Origin of the sequence: Pseudomonas sp. SWI7 (assembly GCF_006351945.1) — a bacterium.
In the GTDB taxonomy this organism is placed as follows: Bacteria; Pseudomonadota; Gammaproteobacteria; order Pseudomonadales; family Pseudomonadaceae; genus Aquipseudomonas; species Aquipseudomonas fulva.
In genome coordinates this window covers 76,478-93,001 of sequence record NZ_CP040930.1, presented here as the reverse complement: position 1 = coordinate 93,001, position 16,524 = coordinate 76,478, and the positions used below count along the sequence as shown (strand labels likewise).

At 62.5% G+C, this 16,524-nt stretch carries 12 protein-coding genes; all 12 read right to left on the bottom strand.

Annotated features, from left to right (window positions below):
* Position 1: 1 nt before the first annotated feature.
* Positions 2-1,630 carry a CTP synthase gene (locus FH041_RS00420; RefSeq protein WP_027913885.1) on the bottom strand — a complete coding sequence of 543 codons (1,629 nt, stop codon included), beginning with the start codon at positions 1,628-1,630 and terminating at the stop codon, positions 2-4.
* 270 nt (positions 1,631-1,900) lie between these two features.
* Complete coding sequence (tilS, locus tag FH041_RS00415) at positions 1,901-3,184, bottom strand: tRNA lysidine(34) synthetase TilS (RefSeq protein WP_027913884.1); 1,284 nt, start codon at positions 3,182-3,184, stop codon at positions 1,901-1,903.
* Positions 3,185-3,271: 87 nt separating this feature from the next.
* The gene (locus FH041_RS00410; RefSeq protein WP_027913883.1) at positions 3,272-4,219 is read right to left on the bottom strand and encodes an acetyl-CoA carboxylase carboxyltransferase subunit alpha; all 948 of its coding nucleotides are present in this window, start codon (positions 4,217-4,219) and stop codon (positions 3,272-3,274) included.
* Positions 4,220-4,325: 106 nt separating this feature from the next.
* Positions 4,326-7,850 (bottom strand): DNA polymerase III subunit alpha, encoded by a 3,525-nt coding sequence (dnaE, locus tag FH041_RS00405; protein WP_140174113.1) that lies wholly within the window; start codon positions 7,848-7,850, stop codon positions 4,326-4,328.
* A gap of 175 nt (positions 7,851-8,025) precedes the next feature.
* Positions 8,026-8,649 carry a ribonuclease HII gene (gene rnhB / locus FH041_RS00400; RefSeq protein WP_027913881.1) on the bottom strand — a complete coding sequence of 208 codons (624 nt, stop codon included), beginning with the start codon at positions 8,647-8,649 and terminating at the stop codon, positions 8,026-8,028.
* 1 nt (position 8,650) lies between these two features.
* A complete protein-coding gene (gene lpxB / locus FH041_RS00395) occupies positions 8,651-9,778 on the bottom strand; it encodes a lipid-A-disaccharide synthase (protein ID WP_027913880.1) in 1,128 nt (375 codons plus the stop codon).
* A gap of 1 nt (position 9,779) precedes the next feature.
* The gene (gene lpxA / locus FH041_RS00390; protein WP_027913879.1) at positions 9,780-10,556 is read right to left on the bottom strand and encodes an acyl-ACP--UDP-N-acetylglucosamine O-acyltransferase; all 777 of its coding nucleotides are present in this window, start codon (positions 10,554-10,556) and stop codon (positions 9,780-9,782) included.
* The gene (fabZ, locus tag FH041_RS00385) at positions 10,553-10,993 is read right to left on the bottom strand and encodes a 3-hydroxyacyl-ACP dehydratase FabZ (RefSeq protein WP_023534097.1); all 441 of its coding nucleotides are present in this window, start codon (positions 10,991-10,993) and stop codon (positions 10,553-10,555) included. Before fabZ ends, lpxA begins: the two co-directional genes overlap by 4 nt.
* Positions 10,994-11,106: 113 nt before the next feature.
* Positions 11,107-12,162, bottom strand: coding sequence for a UDP-3-O-(3-hydroxymyristoyl)glucosamine N-acyltransferase (lpxD, locus tag FH041_RS00380; RefSeq protein WP_027913878.1), 1,056 nt, complete (start codon positions 12,160-12,162; stop codon positions 11,107-11,109).
* A gap of 1 nt (position 12,163) precedes the next feature.
* A complete protein-coding gene (locus FH041_RS00375) occupies positions 12,164-12,667 on the bottom strand; it encodes an OmpH family outer membrane protein (RefSeq protein WP_023534153.1) in 504 nt (167 codons plus the stop codon).
* A gap of 44 nt (positions 12,668-12,711) precedes the next feature.
* Positions 12,712-15,063 (bottom strand): outer membrane protein assembly factor BamA, encoded by a 2,352-nt coding sequence (bamA, locus tag FH041_RS00370; protein ID WP_027913877.1) that lies wholly within the window; start codon positions 15,061-15,063, stop codon positions 12,712-12,714.
* Between the two features lie 74 nt (positions 15,064-15,137).
* Entirely contained in the window at positions 15,138-16,490 is a 1,353-nt protein-coding gene (rseP, locus tag FH041_RS00365) for an RIP metalloprotease RseP (RefSeq protein WP_027913876.1), read from the bottom strand.
* Positions 16,491-16,524 lie beyond the last annotated feature (34 nt).

Here is a 16,524-nt window from a genome sequence, read left to right as displayed (position 1 = left end):
GTCAGGCCTTGTTCTTCTGGGCGAGCGCTGCCTTGACGAAGCCACTGAACAGCGGGTGGCCATCGCGTGGGGTGGAGGTGAACTCCGGGTGGAACTGGCAGGCGACGAACCACGGGTGGTCCTTGGACTCCACCACCTCGACCAGGGCACCGTCTTCGGAACGACCGGAAACCACCAGGCCTGCGCCCACCAGCTGCGGCAGCAGGTTGTTGTTCACTTCGTAGCGGTGACGGTGACGCTCGGTGATGATGTCCTTGCCATAGCACGCATGCACGTTGGAACCGGCAGCCAGCTGGCAGTCCTGGGCGCCCAGGCGCATGGTGCCGCCCAGGTCCGACGCCTCGCTACGGGTTTCGACCGCGCCGGTGGCATCGGCCCACTCGGTGATCAGGCCGACGACCGGGTGGCCGCTGTCGCGATCGAACTCGGTGGAGTTGGCGTCGCTCCAGCCCATCACGTTGCGGGCGAACTCGATGACGGCCACTTGCATGCCCAGGCAGATACCCAGGTACGGCACCTTGTTCTCACGGGCGTATTGCACCGCCGTGATCTTGCCTTCGACACCGCGCAGGCCGAAACCACCGGGTACCAGGATGGCATCGGCGCCCTGGAGCAGGCTGGTGCCCTGGTTCTCGATGTCTTCGGAATCGATGTAGCGCAGGTTGACCTTGGTGCGGTTGGTGATGCCCGCGTGGCTCATCGCTTCGATCAGCGACTTGTACGCATCGAGCAGCTCCATGTACTTGCCGACCATGGCGATGGTGACTTCATGCTCCGGGTTGAGCTTGGCGTCGACCACCTTGTCCCACTCGGACAGGTCGGCACTGCTGCACTGCAGGCCGAAACGCTCGACGACGAAGTCGTCCAGACCCTGGGCGTGCAAGACACCTGGAATCTTGTAGATGGTGTCGACGTCTTCCAGCGAAATCACAGCGCGCTCTTCAACGTTGGTGAACAACGCGATCTTGCGGCGCGACGATGCATCGACAGGGTGGTCGGAGCGGCAGATCAGCACGTCAGGCTGCAGGCCGATGGAGCGCAGCTCCTTGACCGAGTGCTGGGTCGGCTTGGTCTTGGTTTCACCGGCGGTGGCGATGTAAGGCACCAGCGTCAGGTGCATCAGCATCGCGCGCTTGGAACCCACTTCCACGCGCAGTTGGCGAATGGCTTCGAGGAACGGCTGGGACTCGATGTCGCCCACGGTGCCGCCGATCTCGACCAGGGCCACGTCGGCATCGCCTGCACCCTTGATGATGCGGCGCTTGATTTCATCGGTGATGTGCGGGATGACCTGGATGGTCGCGCCCAGGTAGTCACCACGGCGTTCCTTGCGCAGCACGTGCTCGTAGACGCGGCCGGTGGTGAAGTTGTTGTTCTGGGTCATGGTGGTGCGGATGAACCGCTCGTAGTGGCCCAGGTCCAGGTCGGTCTCGGCGCCATCCTGGGTGACGAATACTTCACCGTGCTGGAACGGGCTCATGGTGCCTGGGTCGACGTTGATGTACGGATCCAGCTTGAGCATGGTGACCTTCAGGCCCCGCGCCTCCAGGATGGCCGCCAGGGAAGCCGAGGCAATGCCTTTCCCCAATGAAGAAACAACACCGCCCGTGACGAATATGTAGCGCGTCATGAAAAACCCTAGAAGTCTGCGTTAAAGCGGCCAGCGCCGCCGGAGATAGCGAAGGAGGGCAAACGCCCCCGATCACCTGCGTCAATCACAGTGCATCTCGAAAAACTGCCGCGTGTGTACAGACCAGGGGTAACCCTGGCAGGGCGCTCGCTCGTCATTTCTAAGAATCAGCCCAGCAAAAAACTGCTTGGTAATCGGCAACTCCTGTGTTTTCGCGGAACCCACAGAAGCTGTATCAAGAAGGGAGGGTAGTCTACCCGAATGTACCCACTAGCTCAAACCTTGCGCGCGCGTCGGCAACTGCCAATGCAGCCGGTAATCCCCCTGAGCCAAACTGGGCAGGTTGGCCACCGCCAGCAGCCGCTCACCTTGGAAAAGCAGAGGCAGGCGCATGCGCAGAAAATGCGGCACTTGCAGCTCATTGAGCAGGCGCTTGAGATCACGCCGCCCGCGTCCTGGGATGTCCAGCCACTCCCCGCCCTGACGGTAGCCGATACGCAGGCCCGTCAGCGAGCCTGCGCCAACAAGTCGCACACTGCCGTTGCCCGGCAAGGCCAACGGCTCATCGGCGTTTTCCCAAGCCATGGCCTGACGCGGCGTTTGCAACCAGTCGCCGCTCAGCCACCAGATGCGCCCTTGGCTGCGCACCAGTTGGCCATCGCTCAGTTGCCACACGGGGCAGGCATCGCCAGCGGCGTCGCGCAGGTCCGCCCAGCCGGCCCAGTGGCGCGTGTCGGGCAAGCGGGTTCGGTGGCTGAGCCAATACTGCAACGCATTGCGTTGGCGTGCAGGTGAAAGCGCGAGCAGGCCGGCCAGGTCCAGCGAATCGAGTCCAGGCCAAACAGCAGGGGCATTTTGGCGTACCGGCGCCAGGTCGCTCTCGGCCAGCTCGTCCAGCAGGCTCAGGGCTTCGCCCAGGTGGTCGGCGGCACGGGCCAGGCTCTGCCCGGCGTGCGGCCAGCGCTGCCGAAGGGACGGCAGAACCTCCCTGCGCAGATAGTTGCGGGCAAACCGGGTGTCGGCATTCGAAGGGTCCTCGACCCAGCCCAACGCGTGCGCCTGTGCATAGTGTTGCAACTGTCGCCGGGAGCAACCGAGCAAAGGCCTGACCAGCCTGCCCTGCCCCATCGCCCGCTCCCTCGGCATCGCCGCCAGGCCGCGCAACCCCGCGCCCCGCAGCAGGCGAAACAGCAGCGTTTCAGCCTGGTCGTCGCGGTGCTGGCCAGTGAACAGCATGTCATCTGCCGCCAACACCCGCTCGAAGGCGGCGTAACGGGCATGGCGGGCAGCCTGCTCCAGGCTCGGGCCCGGGGCGACGTCGACCTCGATGACCTGCAGCTCGATGCCCAGGTCATCGCAGACGCGTTGGCAATGGGCAGGCCACGCCTGCGCGACCGGTTGCAGGCCATGCTGGATGTGAATCGCGCGCAGCGGCGGTGCACGATGGCTGCGGGCGTAGGCGGCGAGCCAGTGCAGCAGAACGGTGGAGTCCAGGCCGCCAGAGAGGGCGACGTACCAGGTGCGGGCGCAAAGCCAGGGGGCGGGATCAATCATCAAGGCTTCCATCAACCTGAGTGACGGATGCGGGTGAGCCTGGGTTCCAGGCTCACCCGAGGGGCCGACAGACGGCCCCGAAGGCGATCAGACGCCGTAGCTCATCAGACGATCGTAACGGCGAGCCAGCAGTGCGTCGTGGTCCAACCCGCTGAGCATGTCCAACTGCTGCACCAGCTCGGCGCGGATGCTTTCGGACATGGCGGCAGGGTCACGGTGAGCGCCACCCAGTGGCTCCGGGATAACCTTGTCGACGATGTCCAGGCTCTTGAGGCGCTCAGCCGTGATGCCCATGGCCTCGGCGGCATCGGCAGCCTTGTCGGCCGTCTTCCACAGGATCGAAGCGCAGCCTTCGGGCGAGATGACCGAGTAGGTGGAGTACTGCAGCATGTTCAGCTGGTCGCACACGCCGATGGCCAGCGCGCCGCCCGACCCGCCTTCACCGATCACCGTAGCGATGATTGGCGTCTTCAGGCGCGCCATCACGCGCAGGTTCCAGGCGATGGCCTCGCTCTGGTTACGCTCTTCGGCGTCGATACCTGGATAGGCACCCGGCGTGTCGATGAAGGTCAGAATCGGCATGCGGAAACGCTCGGCCATTTCCATCAGACGGCACGCCTTGCGGTAGCCCTCAGGGCGCGGCATGCCGAAGTTACGGCGAACCTTCTCCCGCACTTCGCGGCCCTTCTGGTGCCCGATGACCATGACCGGCTTGCCGTCCAGGCGTGCGGTACCGCCAACGATGGCAGCATCGTCGGAGAAGTGGCGATCGCCGTGCAGTTCTTCGAATTCGGTGAAGATGTGCTGCAGGTAGTCCAGGGTATAGGGACGACGCGGGTGACGTGCCAGGCGAGCGATCTGCCAGCTGGTCAGGTTGCCGAAGATGCTTTCGGTCAGGGTATTGCTCTTGTCTTGCAGACGGGCAATTTCATCGCTGATGTTCAGCGAATTGTCGTTGCCTACCAGGCGCAGGCCTTCGATCTTGGCTTGCAGGTCGGCAATCGGCTGTTCGAAGTCGAGAAAGTTCGGGTTCATAGTCATCCGTCTTGGGTCTACGGCCAGGCGGCCGGCCGGTTGATCCGTTTGGCGCCATACCTTAAGGGATCAGGCGCCTTCAGGTCGAGATTAAATGTTGAGCGGCTCAACGGTATTGCAAAAAGACGTTCTCACGTCCGAACTGGTCACGCAGGGTCTGAATCAGCCCGTCTGCGGGGTCGATGGCCCACTGGTCGCCAAATTGCAGCATGGCCTTGGCATCGCTGCCGGTATATTCCAGCGTGATCGGGCAGGCGCCGCGGTGACGGGTGATCAACTCACCCAACCACTTGAGGCGATCGCCCTTGAGCGCCTCGTGGGCGACCTTCAGGCGCAGGCTCTCGGCCAGCTTGGTACGGGCATCCTCCAAGGTCATCACCTGCTTGACCCGCAGCCGCAGGCCGCCTGAGAAATCGTCGTTGCTGACCTCCCCTTCGACCACCACCATCGCATCGTTCTGCAGCAGTGACTGGGCCGTGATATAGGCATCGGCAAACAGCGAGGCCTCGATGCGGCCAGACCTGTCATCCAGGGTGACGAACCCCATCTTGTCGCCCTTTTTGTTCTTCATGACTCGCAGGGCGATGATCATGCCGGCGATGGTCTGGGTTTCGCGCGAGGGCTTGAGGTCGATGATGCGCTGGCGCGCGAAGCGGCGGATTTCAGCCTCGTATTCATCGATCGGGTGACCGGTGAGGTAAAGCCCCAGCGTGTCCTTCTCGCCCTTGAGCCGCTCCTTGAGCGTCAGTGGTCGCGCTTTGCGATAACTGGCATACACGTCGGCGTCCGGCTCGTCGAACATGCCGCCGAACAGGTCGATGTGACCGCTGTCGGCCGTGCGGGCCGTCTGCTCGGCCGCCTTGATGGCATCGCCCAGTGCCGCCAGCAGGATGGCCCGGTTGATGTCGATGTGGGCATGGTAAGCCTTGATCTCGTCATGAAAATGCGGGCCGAGCCGGTCCAGCGCGCCACTGCGTACCAGCGCATCGAGGGTGCGCTTGTTGACGCGCTTGAGGTCGATACGCTCGCAGAAGTCATACAGGTCCTTGAACGGGCCGCCCTCGGCACGGGCCTCGACGATCGCCTCCACAGGCCCCTCACCCACGCCCTTGATGGCGCCGAGGCCATACACAATGCGGCCATCGTCGTTGACGGTGAACTTGAAGTCCGAGAAGTTCACATCTGGCGCGTCCAGACGCAACTTCATGGTGCGCACTTCCTCGACCAGCACCACCACCTTGTCGGTGTTGTGCATGTCCGCCGACAACACCGCGGCCATGAACGGTGCCGGGTGGTGGGTCTTGAGCCAGGCTGTCTGGTAGGACACCAGGCCATAGGCGGCCGAGTGAGACTTGTTGAAGCCGTAACCTGCGAACTTCTCTACCAGGTCGAAGATGTTGCCCGCAAGATCCCCATCGATTCCATTATTGGCACAGCCTTCAATGAAACCGCCGCGCTGCTTGGCCATTTCCTCGGGCTTCTTCTTGCCCATTGCCCGACGCAGCATGTCGGCGCCACCCAAGGTGTACCCCGCCATCACCTGGGCGATCTGCATCACCTGCTCCTGATACAGGATGATGCCGTAGGTCGGCGCCAGCACCGGCTGCAAGCCGTCATACTGATAGTCCGGATGCGGGTAGGCCAGCTCGGCACGTCCGTGCTTGCGGTTGATGAAGTCGTCCACCATGCCCGACTGCAGCGGGCCGGGGCGGAACAGCGCCACCAAGGCGATGAGATCTTCGAGGCAGTCGGGCTTGAGCTTCTTGATCAGCTCTTTCATGCCGCGCGATTCGAGCTGGAACACCGCTGTGGTTTCGGCCTTCTGCAACAGCTCGTAGGTCTTGCGGTCATCGAGCGGGATGAAGTCGATGTTCAGGTCGGGCAGGTCTTTCTTGGCCTGCTCACGGTTGATGATCTCCATCGCCCACTTGATGATGGTCAGGGTGCGCAGGCCCAGGAAGTCGAACTTCACAAGGCCCGCCGCCTCCACGTCGTCCTTGTCGAACTGGGTGATCAGGCCACCGCCTTCTTCGTCGCAGGCGATGGGCGAGAAATCAGTAAGCTTGGTCGGCGCAATGACCACGCCACCGGCGTGCTTGCCGGTACCGCGCGTGACGCCTTCGAGCTTCAGGGCCATGTCCCAGATTTCGCGAGCGTCCTCGTCACCCTTGAGGAAGTCGCGCAGGATTTCTTCCTGCTCGTAGGCCTTCTCCAGGGTCATGCCCACTTCGAACGGAATCATCTTCGACAGACGATCGGCCAGGCCGTAGGACTTGCCTTGCACGCGTGCCACGTCGCGCACCACGGCCTTGGCCGCCATGGTGCCAAAGGTAATGATCTGGCTCACGGCATTACGCCCGTAGGCCTCTGCCACGTAGTCGATGACCCGGTCCCGGCCGTCCATGCAGAAGTCGACGTCGAAGTCGGGCATGGACACCCGCTCAGGGTTCAGGAAGCGCTCGAACAGCAGGTCGTAGGCCAGCGGGTCGAGGTCGGTGATCTTGAGCACATAGGCCACCAGCGAGCCTGCACCCGAGCCTCGGCCAGGTCCCACCGGTACGCCGTTGTTCTTGGCCCACTTGATGAAGTCCATCACGATCAGGAAGTAACCGGGGAAGCCCATCTGGATGATGATATCCAGCTCGAACTTCAGCCGATCGAGGTAGACCTGGCGCTTTTGCTCGTAGTCGGGCGTGGTCTCTTTAGGCCACAGCACCGCCAGGCGCTCTTCCAGCCCTTCGTGGGACACGTGCCGCAGGTAATCGTCGATCCCCATGCCATTGGGCGTGGGGAAGTCAGGCAGGAAGTACTTGCCCAGTTGCACCTGGATATTGCAGCGCTTGGCGATTTCGACGGTGTTGGCCAGGGCGTCCGGCAGGTCGCTGAACAGCTCGGCCATTTCCTCGGCCGATTTCAGGTATTGCTGGTCGCTGTACAGGCGCGGGCGACGCGGATCGTCCAGCGTCCAGCCTTCACCGATGCATACACGGGTTTCGTGGGCGTCGAAATCGGTCTGTTTGATGAAACGCACATCGTTGGTGGCCACCAGCGGCGCACCCAGCCGATCGGCGAGGGCCACGGCGGCATGCACATACTCTTCGTCCCTGGGGCGACTGGTGCGCTGGACTTCGACATAAAAGCGCTCGGGGAACATGGCCATCCAGTCCTCGAGCAGCGCTTGCGCCTCCTCACTACGCCCCCCCAGCAACGCCATGCCGATGTCGCCTTCCTTGCCCGCCGAAAGCGCGATCAAGCCTTCGCTGGCCGCGGCAATCCAGTCACGCTGGATGATGACCAGGCCATTGCGCTGGCCCTCGGTCCAGCCCCGGGAAAGCAACTCGGTCAGGTTGCGGTAGCCCAGAGGGTTCATGGCCAGGAAGCAGATACGCGACAGCGGCGCCTGCGCATCTTCACCGGCCAACCACAGGTCCGCACCACAGATCGGCTTGATGCCCGCCCCCATGGCCGCCTTGTAGAACTTGACCAGCGAGCACATGTTGCTCTGGTCGGTGATCGCCACCGCAGGCATGTTCATCCCGACCAGCGCCTTGGCCAGCGGTTTGATCCGGACCAGACCGTCGACCAGCGAGAATTCGGAGTGGACGCGCAGGTGAACGAAGGAAACCGACATGAATGATCCTGTAGCAGTGCTTAACGACAAGGGCGCGATTGTAGCTCAATTGGGCAGGGGTTTTGAGGGCCGGTTGCCCCTGCGCGACGGCAGGGCGGCCTGAGCAAATGCCCGGGAACGTGGTCCAGCCCGACCCCACAGGGCCTCAAGCCCCTGGATACGGCAGGGTTGGGTATCAGATCAGCGAGGCGGTCACAGCCTCACGCACACCCCAGGCGGCACGCACGGGCGCAAACGATCGACGATGAATGGGCGTCGGCCCGAGCCGTGCCAGTGCCTCCAGGTGGACCGGCGTCGGGTAGCCTTTATGCGCGCCTATGCCGTACCCGGGGTAGATCAGCTCGAAGGCGCCCATTTCGCGATCCCGCGTCACCTTGGCCAGGATCGAAGCCGCCGCGATGGCGGGCACCTTGGCATCCCCCTGCACGACCGGTGCCGAGGGCACCGACAGCTGCGGGCAGCGATTGCCGTCGATCAAGGCCATGTTCGGGGTGATGTGCAAGCCTTCCACCGCGCGCTGCATGGCCAGCATGGTGGCATGCAGGATATTGAGGCGGTCGATTTCTTCGACTTCAGCGCGGGCAATGAAAAAGCTCAGGGCCTTGTCGCAGATTTCGTCGAACAAGGCCTCACGGCGTGCCTGGGTCAGCTTCTTCGAGTCGTTCAGCCCCAGGATCGGGCGTGCTGGGTCAAGGATCACGGCAGCCGTCACCACGTCGCCACACAGGGGGCCGCGGCCCACTTCGTCGACGCCGGCGACCAAGTCTTCGACCAGGTTGAAATCCAGACCGAACTGCATCTCAGCGTTTCTCCAGCAGGGCCAGCACGGCGTCGGCGGCCTGATTGGAGGCATCCCGGCGCAACGTGCGGTGAATCTCGTCGAACGAGTCGGTTTGCCCGCTACCGTCGCGCAGCAAGGGCAGCAGCGCATCGACCAGCGCTTCGCTGGTCGCGGCGTCTTGCAGCAACTCGGGCACCAGTGCACGGCGCGCCAGCAGGTTGGGCAAGGACACGTAGGGGCTTTTCACCAGCCGTTTGAGTATCCAGTAGGTAAGCGGCGCCAGGCGGTAGGCGACTACCATGGGTCGCTTGAACAGCAGCGCTTCCAGGGTGGCCGTACCCGATGCGATCAGGACGGCGTCACACGCGGCAAGCGCCTCGTGCGAGCGGCCATCGAGCAGGGCCAACGGCAAGTTGCGGCCCTCGAGCATTTGCTCGAGCTGCGCGCGGCGAGCGGCGTTGGCACAGGGCAGCACGAAGCGCACACCCGGCACCTGCTGCTGCAGACGTTGCGCTGCATCCAGGAACAGCGCACCCAGGCGCCCGACTTCGCCCCCACGGCTGCCTGGCATCAGGGCGACCACCGGGCCATCGCCCAGGCCCAGGGCGGCGCGCGCCGCGGGCCGATCCGCCTGCAGGGCAATGGTATCGGCCAGCGGGTGGCCGACGAATCGCACCGGCACGCCCTGCTCTTCATAGAAGCGGGCCTCGAACGGCAACAATGTCAGCATCAGGTCGCAACCCTGACGTATCTTCAACACGCGCTTTTGCCGCCATGCCCACACTGAAGGGCTGACGTAATGGACGGTCTTGATCCCCGCCTGGCGCAGTTTGAGTTCGATCTCCAGCGTAAAGTCGGGCGCATCGATACCGATGAACACGTCCGGCTTCTGCTCGATGAGTGTCTGGACCAGCAGCTTGCGGCGCTTGAGCAATTCACGCAGGCGACCGAGCACCTCGACCAGCCCCATGACGGCCAAGCGCTCCATGGGGAAGTAGGATTGCAGGCCTTCGGCCTCCATGAGCGGGCCACCGACACCGATGAAGCGCACATCGGGATGGCGCGCCTTCAAGGCGCGCATCAAGCCGGAACCGAGGATGTCGCCGCTGGCTTCACCGGCGACCAGGGCTACGCAGAGCTGGGCCATGTCAGCGAGTGATGCCGCGGGCCGAACTCACGATCGACTGGCGGAACAGCTCGACCTCGGGATGCTGCGCCGCCGGCGCTTCGAGTTCGCGCAATGCATCCTCCACCGTCAGGCCCTGGCGGTAGACGATCTTGTAGCAGCGACGCAGCACATGGATGACCTCGTCGCTGAAACCACGGCGGCGCATGCCTTCGAAGTTCATGCTGCGCGCTTCGGCGGGGCTGCCGAAAACGGTGACGAACGCGGGTACGTCCTTGCCGATGGCCGTGCCCATGCCAGAAAACGCATGGGCGCCGATGTGGCAATACTGGTGCACCAGGGTGAACCCGGACAGGATCGCCCAGTCGCCCACATGCACATGGCCCGCCAGCGCAGTGTTGTTGACCAGAATGCAGTGGCTGCCGATCACGCTGTCATGGCCAATGTGGGCATAGGCCATGATCAGGTTATGGTCGCCGACGGTGGTTTCGGCGCGATCCTGCACGGTACCGCGGTGGATCGTGACGCCTTCACGGATGACGTTGTGATCGCCGATCACCAGGCGGGTGGGCTCACCCTTGTACTTGAGGTCCGGGGTGTCTTCGCCAATCGAGGAAAACTGAAAGATACGGTTGTGCTTGCCGATCCGGGTCGGCCCCTTGAGCACAACGTGTGGGCCGATGACGGTGCCCTCCCCGATTTCGACATCGGGGCCAACGATCGACCAAGGGCCCACCTCGACGCCTTCGGCCAGCTTGGCCGAAGGGTCGATGATGGCCCGAGGATCAATCGAATTCATAGGGAGCGTTCCGCACAGGTGATTTCGGCCGAGCATACTGCCTTGCCGTCGACCAGGGCACGGCATTCGAATTTCCAGATCATGCTTTTGCGGCTCAGGAACTTCGCTTCCAGCACCAGCTGGTCACCCGGCAGCACCGGCTGACGGAAACGCAGCTTGTCGGAGCCTACGAAGTAGTACAAGGTGCCGTCGGCAGGCTTGGCATCGAGCATCTTGAAACCGAGGATGCCGGCCGCCTGGGCCATGGCTTCGATGATCAGGACGCCGGGCATGATGGGGTGCGCCGGGAAGTGACCGTTGAAGAACGGCTCGTTGATGCTGACATTCTTGTAGGCACGAATGCTCTGGGCCTCGTAATCCAGATCCGTCACGCGGTCCACTAGCAGGAACGGGTAACGGTGAGGCAGGTATTCGCGAATCTCGTTGATGTCCATCATTTCGGGGGGGAAGCCTGTATAAGAATAGGGAGCGCAGGTGCTGACCACACGCTCCTTTTGCAATCCAAAGAGGAGCCAGCTAGCGACTGTTCACTCTTGCTCAGGAAATGGTATCAGCCTTCTGATGTCGGCTGCCCACCTGAGGTCACGGTATCGACGCGTTTTTCCAACTGCTGGAGACGCTTGGCCATGTCGTCCAGGTGGCGGATACGCGCGGCGCTCTTGCGCCAGTCAGCCAGAGGCTGCATGGCAGTCCCGGAAGAATAGCCACCCGGCTCGGTGATCGAGCGGGTCACCATGGTCATTCCGGACACGAAAACGTTGTCGCAGACATCGATATGACCGACCATGCCCACGCCACCGGCGATGGTGCAATGCTTGCCGATACGCGTGCTGCCGGAGATACCCACGCACGCGGCCATGGCCGTATGCTCCCCGATCTGCACGTTGTGGGCAATCTGGATCTGGTTGTCGAGCTTGACGCCGTGGGCGATGCAGGTGTCGGACAAGGCGCCACGGTCCACGGCCGTGTTCACACCAATCTCCACATCGTCACCAATGCTGACCCCGCCGATCTGGGCGATCTTGCGCCACACGCCTTTCTCGTTGGCAAAGCCAAAGCCTTCACCACCGATCACTGCGCCGGACTGGATGACCACCCGCTTGCCAATGGTGACATCGTGATACAGCGTGACCCGCGGCGCCAGCCAGCCCCCTTCGCCGATCACGCAGCGGGCACCGATGAAGCAGTGGGCACCGATGGTGACATGGGCGCCGATACGCGCACCGCTTTCAACGACCGCGAAAGGCCCGACACTGGCCGTCGCGTCTACCTGGGCATCCCCGGCCACCACGGCGCTGGGGTGAATCCCCGCCACAGCCTTGGGTTTGGGGTCGAACAGGTGGGAAATGCGGGCATATGCCAGGTAGGGATCGGCAACGATCAGGGCATGACCGGCGAACGCCTCGGCATCGGCGGCCTTGAGCAGCACGGCAGCCGCCTGGCTCTCGTCCAGGTATTTGCGGTACTGCGGGTTGGCAAGAAAGCTCAACTGACCCGGCCCGGCCTCCTGCAAGGTGGCAAGGCCTGTGATCTGCAGCGTCTCGGGGCCCTTGAGGGTGGCCCCGAGGGTCTCGGCCAGTTGGCCAAGCGTCATGGTCACGGTCATATCAACGGGCTTGGTTCATACGCTCGATAACCTGGCGGGTGATGTCGTACTGAGGCTTGACATCAATGACCGCACCGCGCTCGAGCACCAGGTCGTAACCGCCCTTCTTGATCACTTCCTCGACGGCGCCGTCCAGCTTGGGCTTGAGCTGCTTGAGCATGTCGCGGTCGGCAACAGCCTTGGCTTCGTTCAGCTCCTTGGACTGGAACTGGAAGTCACGGGCCTTTTGCTTGAACTCGAGCTCCAGGCGCTCACGCTCCTGCTGCTGCATCTTGTCACCGCCCTTGATCAGGCGATCCTGGATGCCCTTGGCGCTGCTTTCCAGGCCTTTGAGCTTGGTCAGCTGAGGGCCGAACTTCTTTTCGGCATCCACGGCGTACTTCTTGGCGGCATCGGACTCGAGCAGTGCCATCTGATAGTTCAGAACGGCAACCTTCATTTCGGCGAAAGCCGGGGTGGCGACCAGCGCCGCGGCCACTACGGCCATTTGGGTCAACTTGCGCACGATGAACTCCTGGATAAACCGTTGTCGTTAAGCAAGGGCCGACCTTAGAAGGTCTGGCCCAGAGAGAATTGGAACACCTGGGTGTCTGCCTCGTCCGGCTTCTTGATCGGCATCGCCAGGCTGAAGCTCAACGGGCCCAAGGCCGTGATCCACGTCACGCCAAGACCGACCGAACTGGCCATGTCGGAGAAACCGACCTTGGTGCAGTCCGGCTTGTTGCCGCAGTTGGTGTCGAACACGTTACCCACGTCCCAGAAGACCGAGGTGCGCAGGGAACGCTGGTCCTTGACGAACGGCAGCGGGAACAGCAACTCGACGCCGCCCTGGACCAGGACGTTGCCGCCGAATGGAAGCGGGTCTTGGTCGGGGTCAAGCAGAGTTCCGTTCTTCTCGTTAAGTTTACTTGGCGTACTGCGCGGCCCCAGGGTGCTGTCCTTGAAGCCGCGAACCGAGTTGAAGCCGCCCGCGTAGTAGTTCTCGTAGAACGGCAGACCGGAGGTACCCCCGAAGCCGTCACCGTAACCCAGTTCGGTGTGCAGACGCAGGGTGTAGTTCTGGCTCAATGGCTTGAACAGCTGGCCGCGGTAGTCCAGTTTGTAGAACGACAAGTCGCTGCCTGGAATCGTGGTTTCGAGACTCAGGCTCTGAGAGTGACCGCGTGTCGCCAGCACACCTTTGTTCAACGTCGATTCGGACCAGCCGATCGAGGCTTTGAAGTTGGTGAAGTTCTCGCCTTCCTTGTTGATGAAATCAAAGATCTCGTCAACGGTGTACTTACCGGTCTTGAGCTTGTCCTGCTGCACACTCAACCCATAGGTCAGGCGCGACGTCTCGCTGATCGGGTAACCCAGGCTCACACCGGCACCCAGGCTGTCCACCGCGTAGCTCGCCACGTCGACATCGAGGTCGTCGTAGTTGGTGCTGCGGTAGAAGGCGTTGTAACCCAGGCTCACGCCATCGGCAGTGAAGTAGGGATCGACGAAGCCGAAGTTGTATCGCGACTGGTACTCGGACCGGGTCAGGCCAACGGAAACCTTGTTACCGGTACCCAGGAAGTTGCTCTGGCTGATCGAGCCACCCAGGATCAAGCCTGCGCTCTGGGCAAAGCCGACGCTGGCGGTGATCGAACCGGAGGCCTGCTCTTCGACGCTGTAGTTCACGTCGACCTGATCGTCGGTGCCCGGCACCGGTGGGGTCTCGACGTTCACGTCCTTGAAGAAGCCCAGCCGTTCCAGACGGGTCTTGGACTGGTCGATCAGGTAGGTCGAGGCCCAGCCGCCTTCCATCTGACGCATTTCGCGGCGCAGCACTTCGTCTTCGGTCTTGGTGTTGCCGCGGTAGTTGATGCGGTTGACGTAGGCACGCTTGCCCGGATCGACCACGAACATGATGTCGACGGTGTGATCCTGGTCGTTTGGCTGAGGCACACCGTTGACGTTGGCGAAGGTATAGCCTTCGTTACCCAGGCGGCGGGTGATCAGCTCGGACGTGCTGGTCATCACCTTGCGCGAGAACACCTGGCCCGGCTGCACCAGCAGCAGCGACTTGACCTGGTCTTCCGGCACCTTGAGGTCACCGGAGAGCTTCACGTCACGGACGGTGTACTTCTCGCCTTCGTTGATGTTGACGGTGATGTAGACGTGTTTCTTGTCAGGCGTGATGGACACCTGGGTGGACGCGATGTCCATGTTGATGTAGCCGCGGTCCAGGTAGTAGGAACGCAGACGCTCCAGGTCACCGGACAGTTTTTCGCGGGCATACTTGTCGTCATTCTTGAAGAACGACAACCAGTTGGTGGTCTTGAGCTCGAACAGCTGACCCAGGGTGTCGTCATCGAACACGTTGTTGCCAACGATGTTGATGTGCTGGATGGCAGCGACGGTGCCCTCGTTGATCTTGATCTTCAAGGCCACACGGTTGCGCGGCTGAGGCACCACCTCGGCGTCGACCTCGGCCGAGTAGCGGCCCTGGGCCACGTACTGGCGCTGCAGCTCGTTACGCACGCCTTCGAGGGTAGCACGCTGGAAGATCTCGCCTTCGGCCAGGCCCGATTGCTTCAGGCCCTTCATCAGGTCTTCGGTACTGATCGCCTTGTTGCCTTCGATCTCGATGCTCGACACCGACGGGCGCTCGACCACATTGATGATCAGCACGTTGCCATCACGGTTCAGCTCGATGTCCTGGAAGAACCCGGTCTTGAACAGCGAGCGGGTCGACTCCACCAGGCGCCGGTCATCGGCCTGGTCGCCCACGTTCAGGGGCAAGGCACCGAAGACGCTGCCGGCGGAAACCCGCTGCAGGCCATTGACGCGGATATCGGAGATGGTGAAGGACTCGGCGTGAACTTCAGCGATCATCAGTGCGGAGAGCACCGCAGTTAGCAACAGACGTTTCATGAAGTCCTTTTATTCCAACTGGCAATAAACAACCTGCCGTCATGAACGACAGGTTTCGCAATTGAGCGAAGCTTTTATAGTCGACCCAGATCGTTGATCAGGGCGAGCAACATCACCCCCAAGACCAAACTGATACCGATCTGGACCCCCCAACCTTGTACCCGGTCAGACAACGGACGACCGCGCGCCCATTCAACCAGGTAGAACAGCAAGTGCCCCCCATCCAGTACCGGGATGGGCAGCAGGTTAAGAACCCCCAGGCTTATGCTCAGGTAGGCCAGGAAATTCAGGAAATCCCCCACGCCGGACTGGGCTGAAGCGCCCGCCACTTTAGCAATGGTTATCGGTCCACTCAAGTTTTTTACCGAGAGCTCACCGAACAGCATTTTCTTCAGTGACCCAAGCGTGAGCACGCTCATGTTCCAGGTGCGCGACAGGCCTTCACCCACCGCCTCCAGCGGCCCATAGCTGACTTCGCGCAGCATCGAGGCCGGCCATTGACCGCCTTTGACGCCCGCCCCCAGGTAGCCTGCCGCCGCCTCACCCTCGCCCTTCACGCCCAGCGTTACCGGTACGTCCAAGGGCGCACCGTCGCGCTCCACACGCACTACCATCTGGGCGCCGGGCCGCGCGCGCACGCTATCGACCACCTGCTGCCATTCGTTCACCGACTGGCCGCCGATGCCCAACAACCGGTCGCCGGTCTTCAAGCCCGCCGCCCCGGCCGGCCCCTTGGGGTCGATCTCGGCCAGCACCGGCTCGATGGCCGGGCGCCAGGGTTGAAGCCCCAGCGAGCGAATCGGATCGGGCTCATCGGCACCTTTCAACCACTGGTCGAGTTTCACCTGGCGCTGCTGATCGGTACTGCTGCCTTCATCGCGCACACCGATGTTCAGCGTGCCGCTCTCACCCAGGCGGCGAACCAATTGCAGGTTGACCGCCGACCAACCGTTGGTCGGCTTGCCATCCACTGAGACGATTTCCTGGCCGGCCGTCAGCCCTGCTGCTGCCGCCGGGCTGCCATTCTCGACGGTGCCGATTACCGGTCGGATCTGCTGGCTGCCGAGCATCGCCAGCACCCAGAAGAAGAAGATGGCCAGCAAAAAGTTGGCGACCGGCCCCGCGGCAACGATCGCGATGCGCTGGCCGACGGGCTTGCGATTGAATGATTGACCCACCAGTGCAGGGGGCACGTCGCCTTCGCGCTCGTCGAGCATTTTCACGTAGCCACCCAGTGGAATGGCTGCAATGACGAACTCGGTGCCCTGGCGATCATGCCAGCGCACCAGCGGCGTACCGAAGCCCACGGAAAACCGCAGCACTTTCACGCCACAGCGACGCGCCACCCAGAAGTGGCCGAACTCATGGAAGGTGACCAGCACACCCAAGGCGACGAGCGTACCGATGATCATGTAGAGCGCTGTCATGTCCATCTCCGAATGATGAGCAATGGGTCAATAG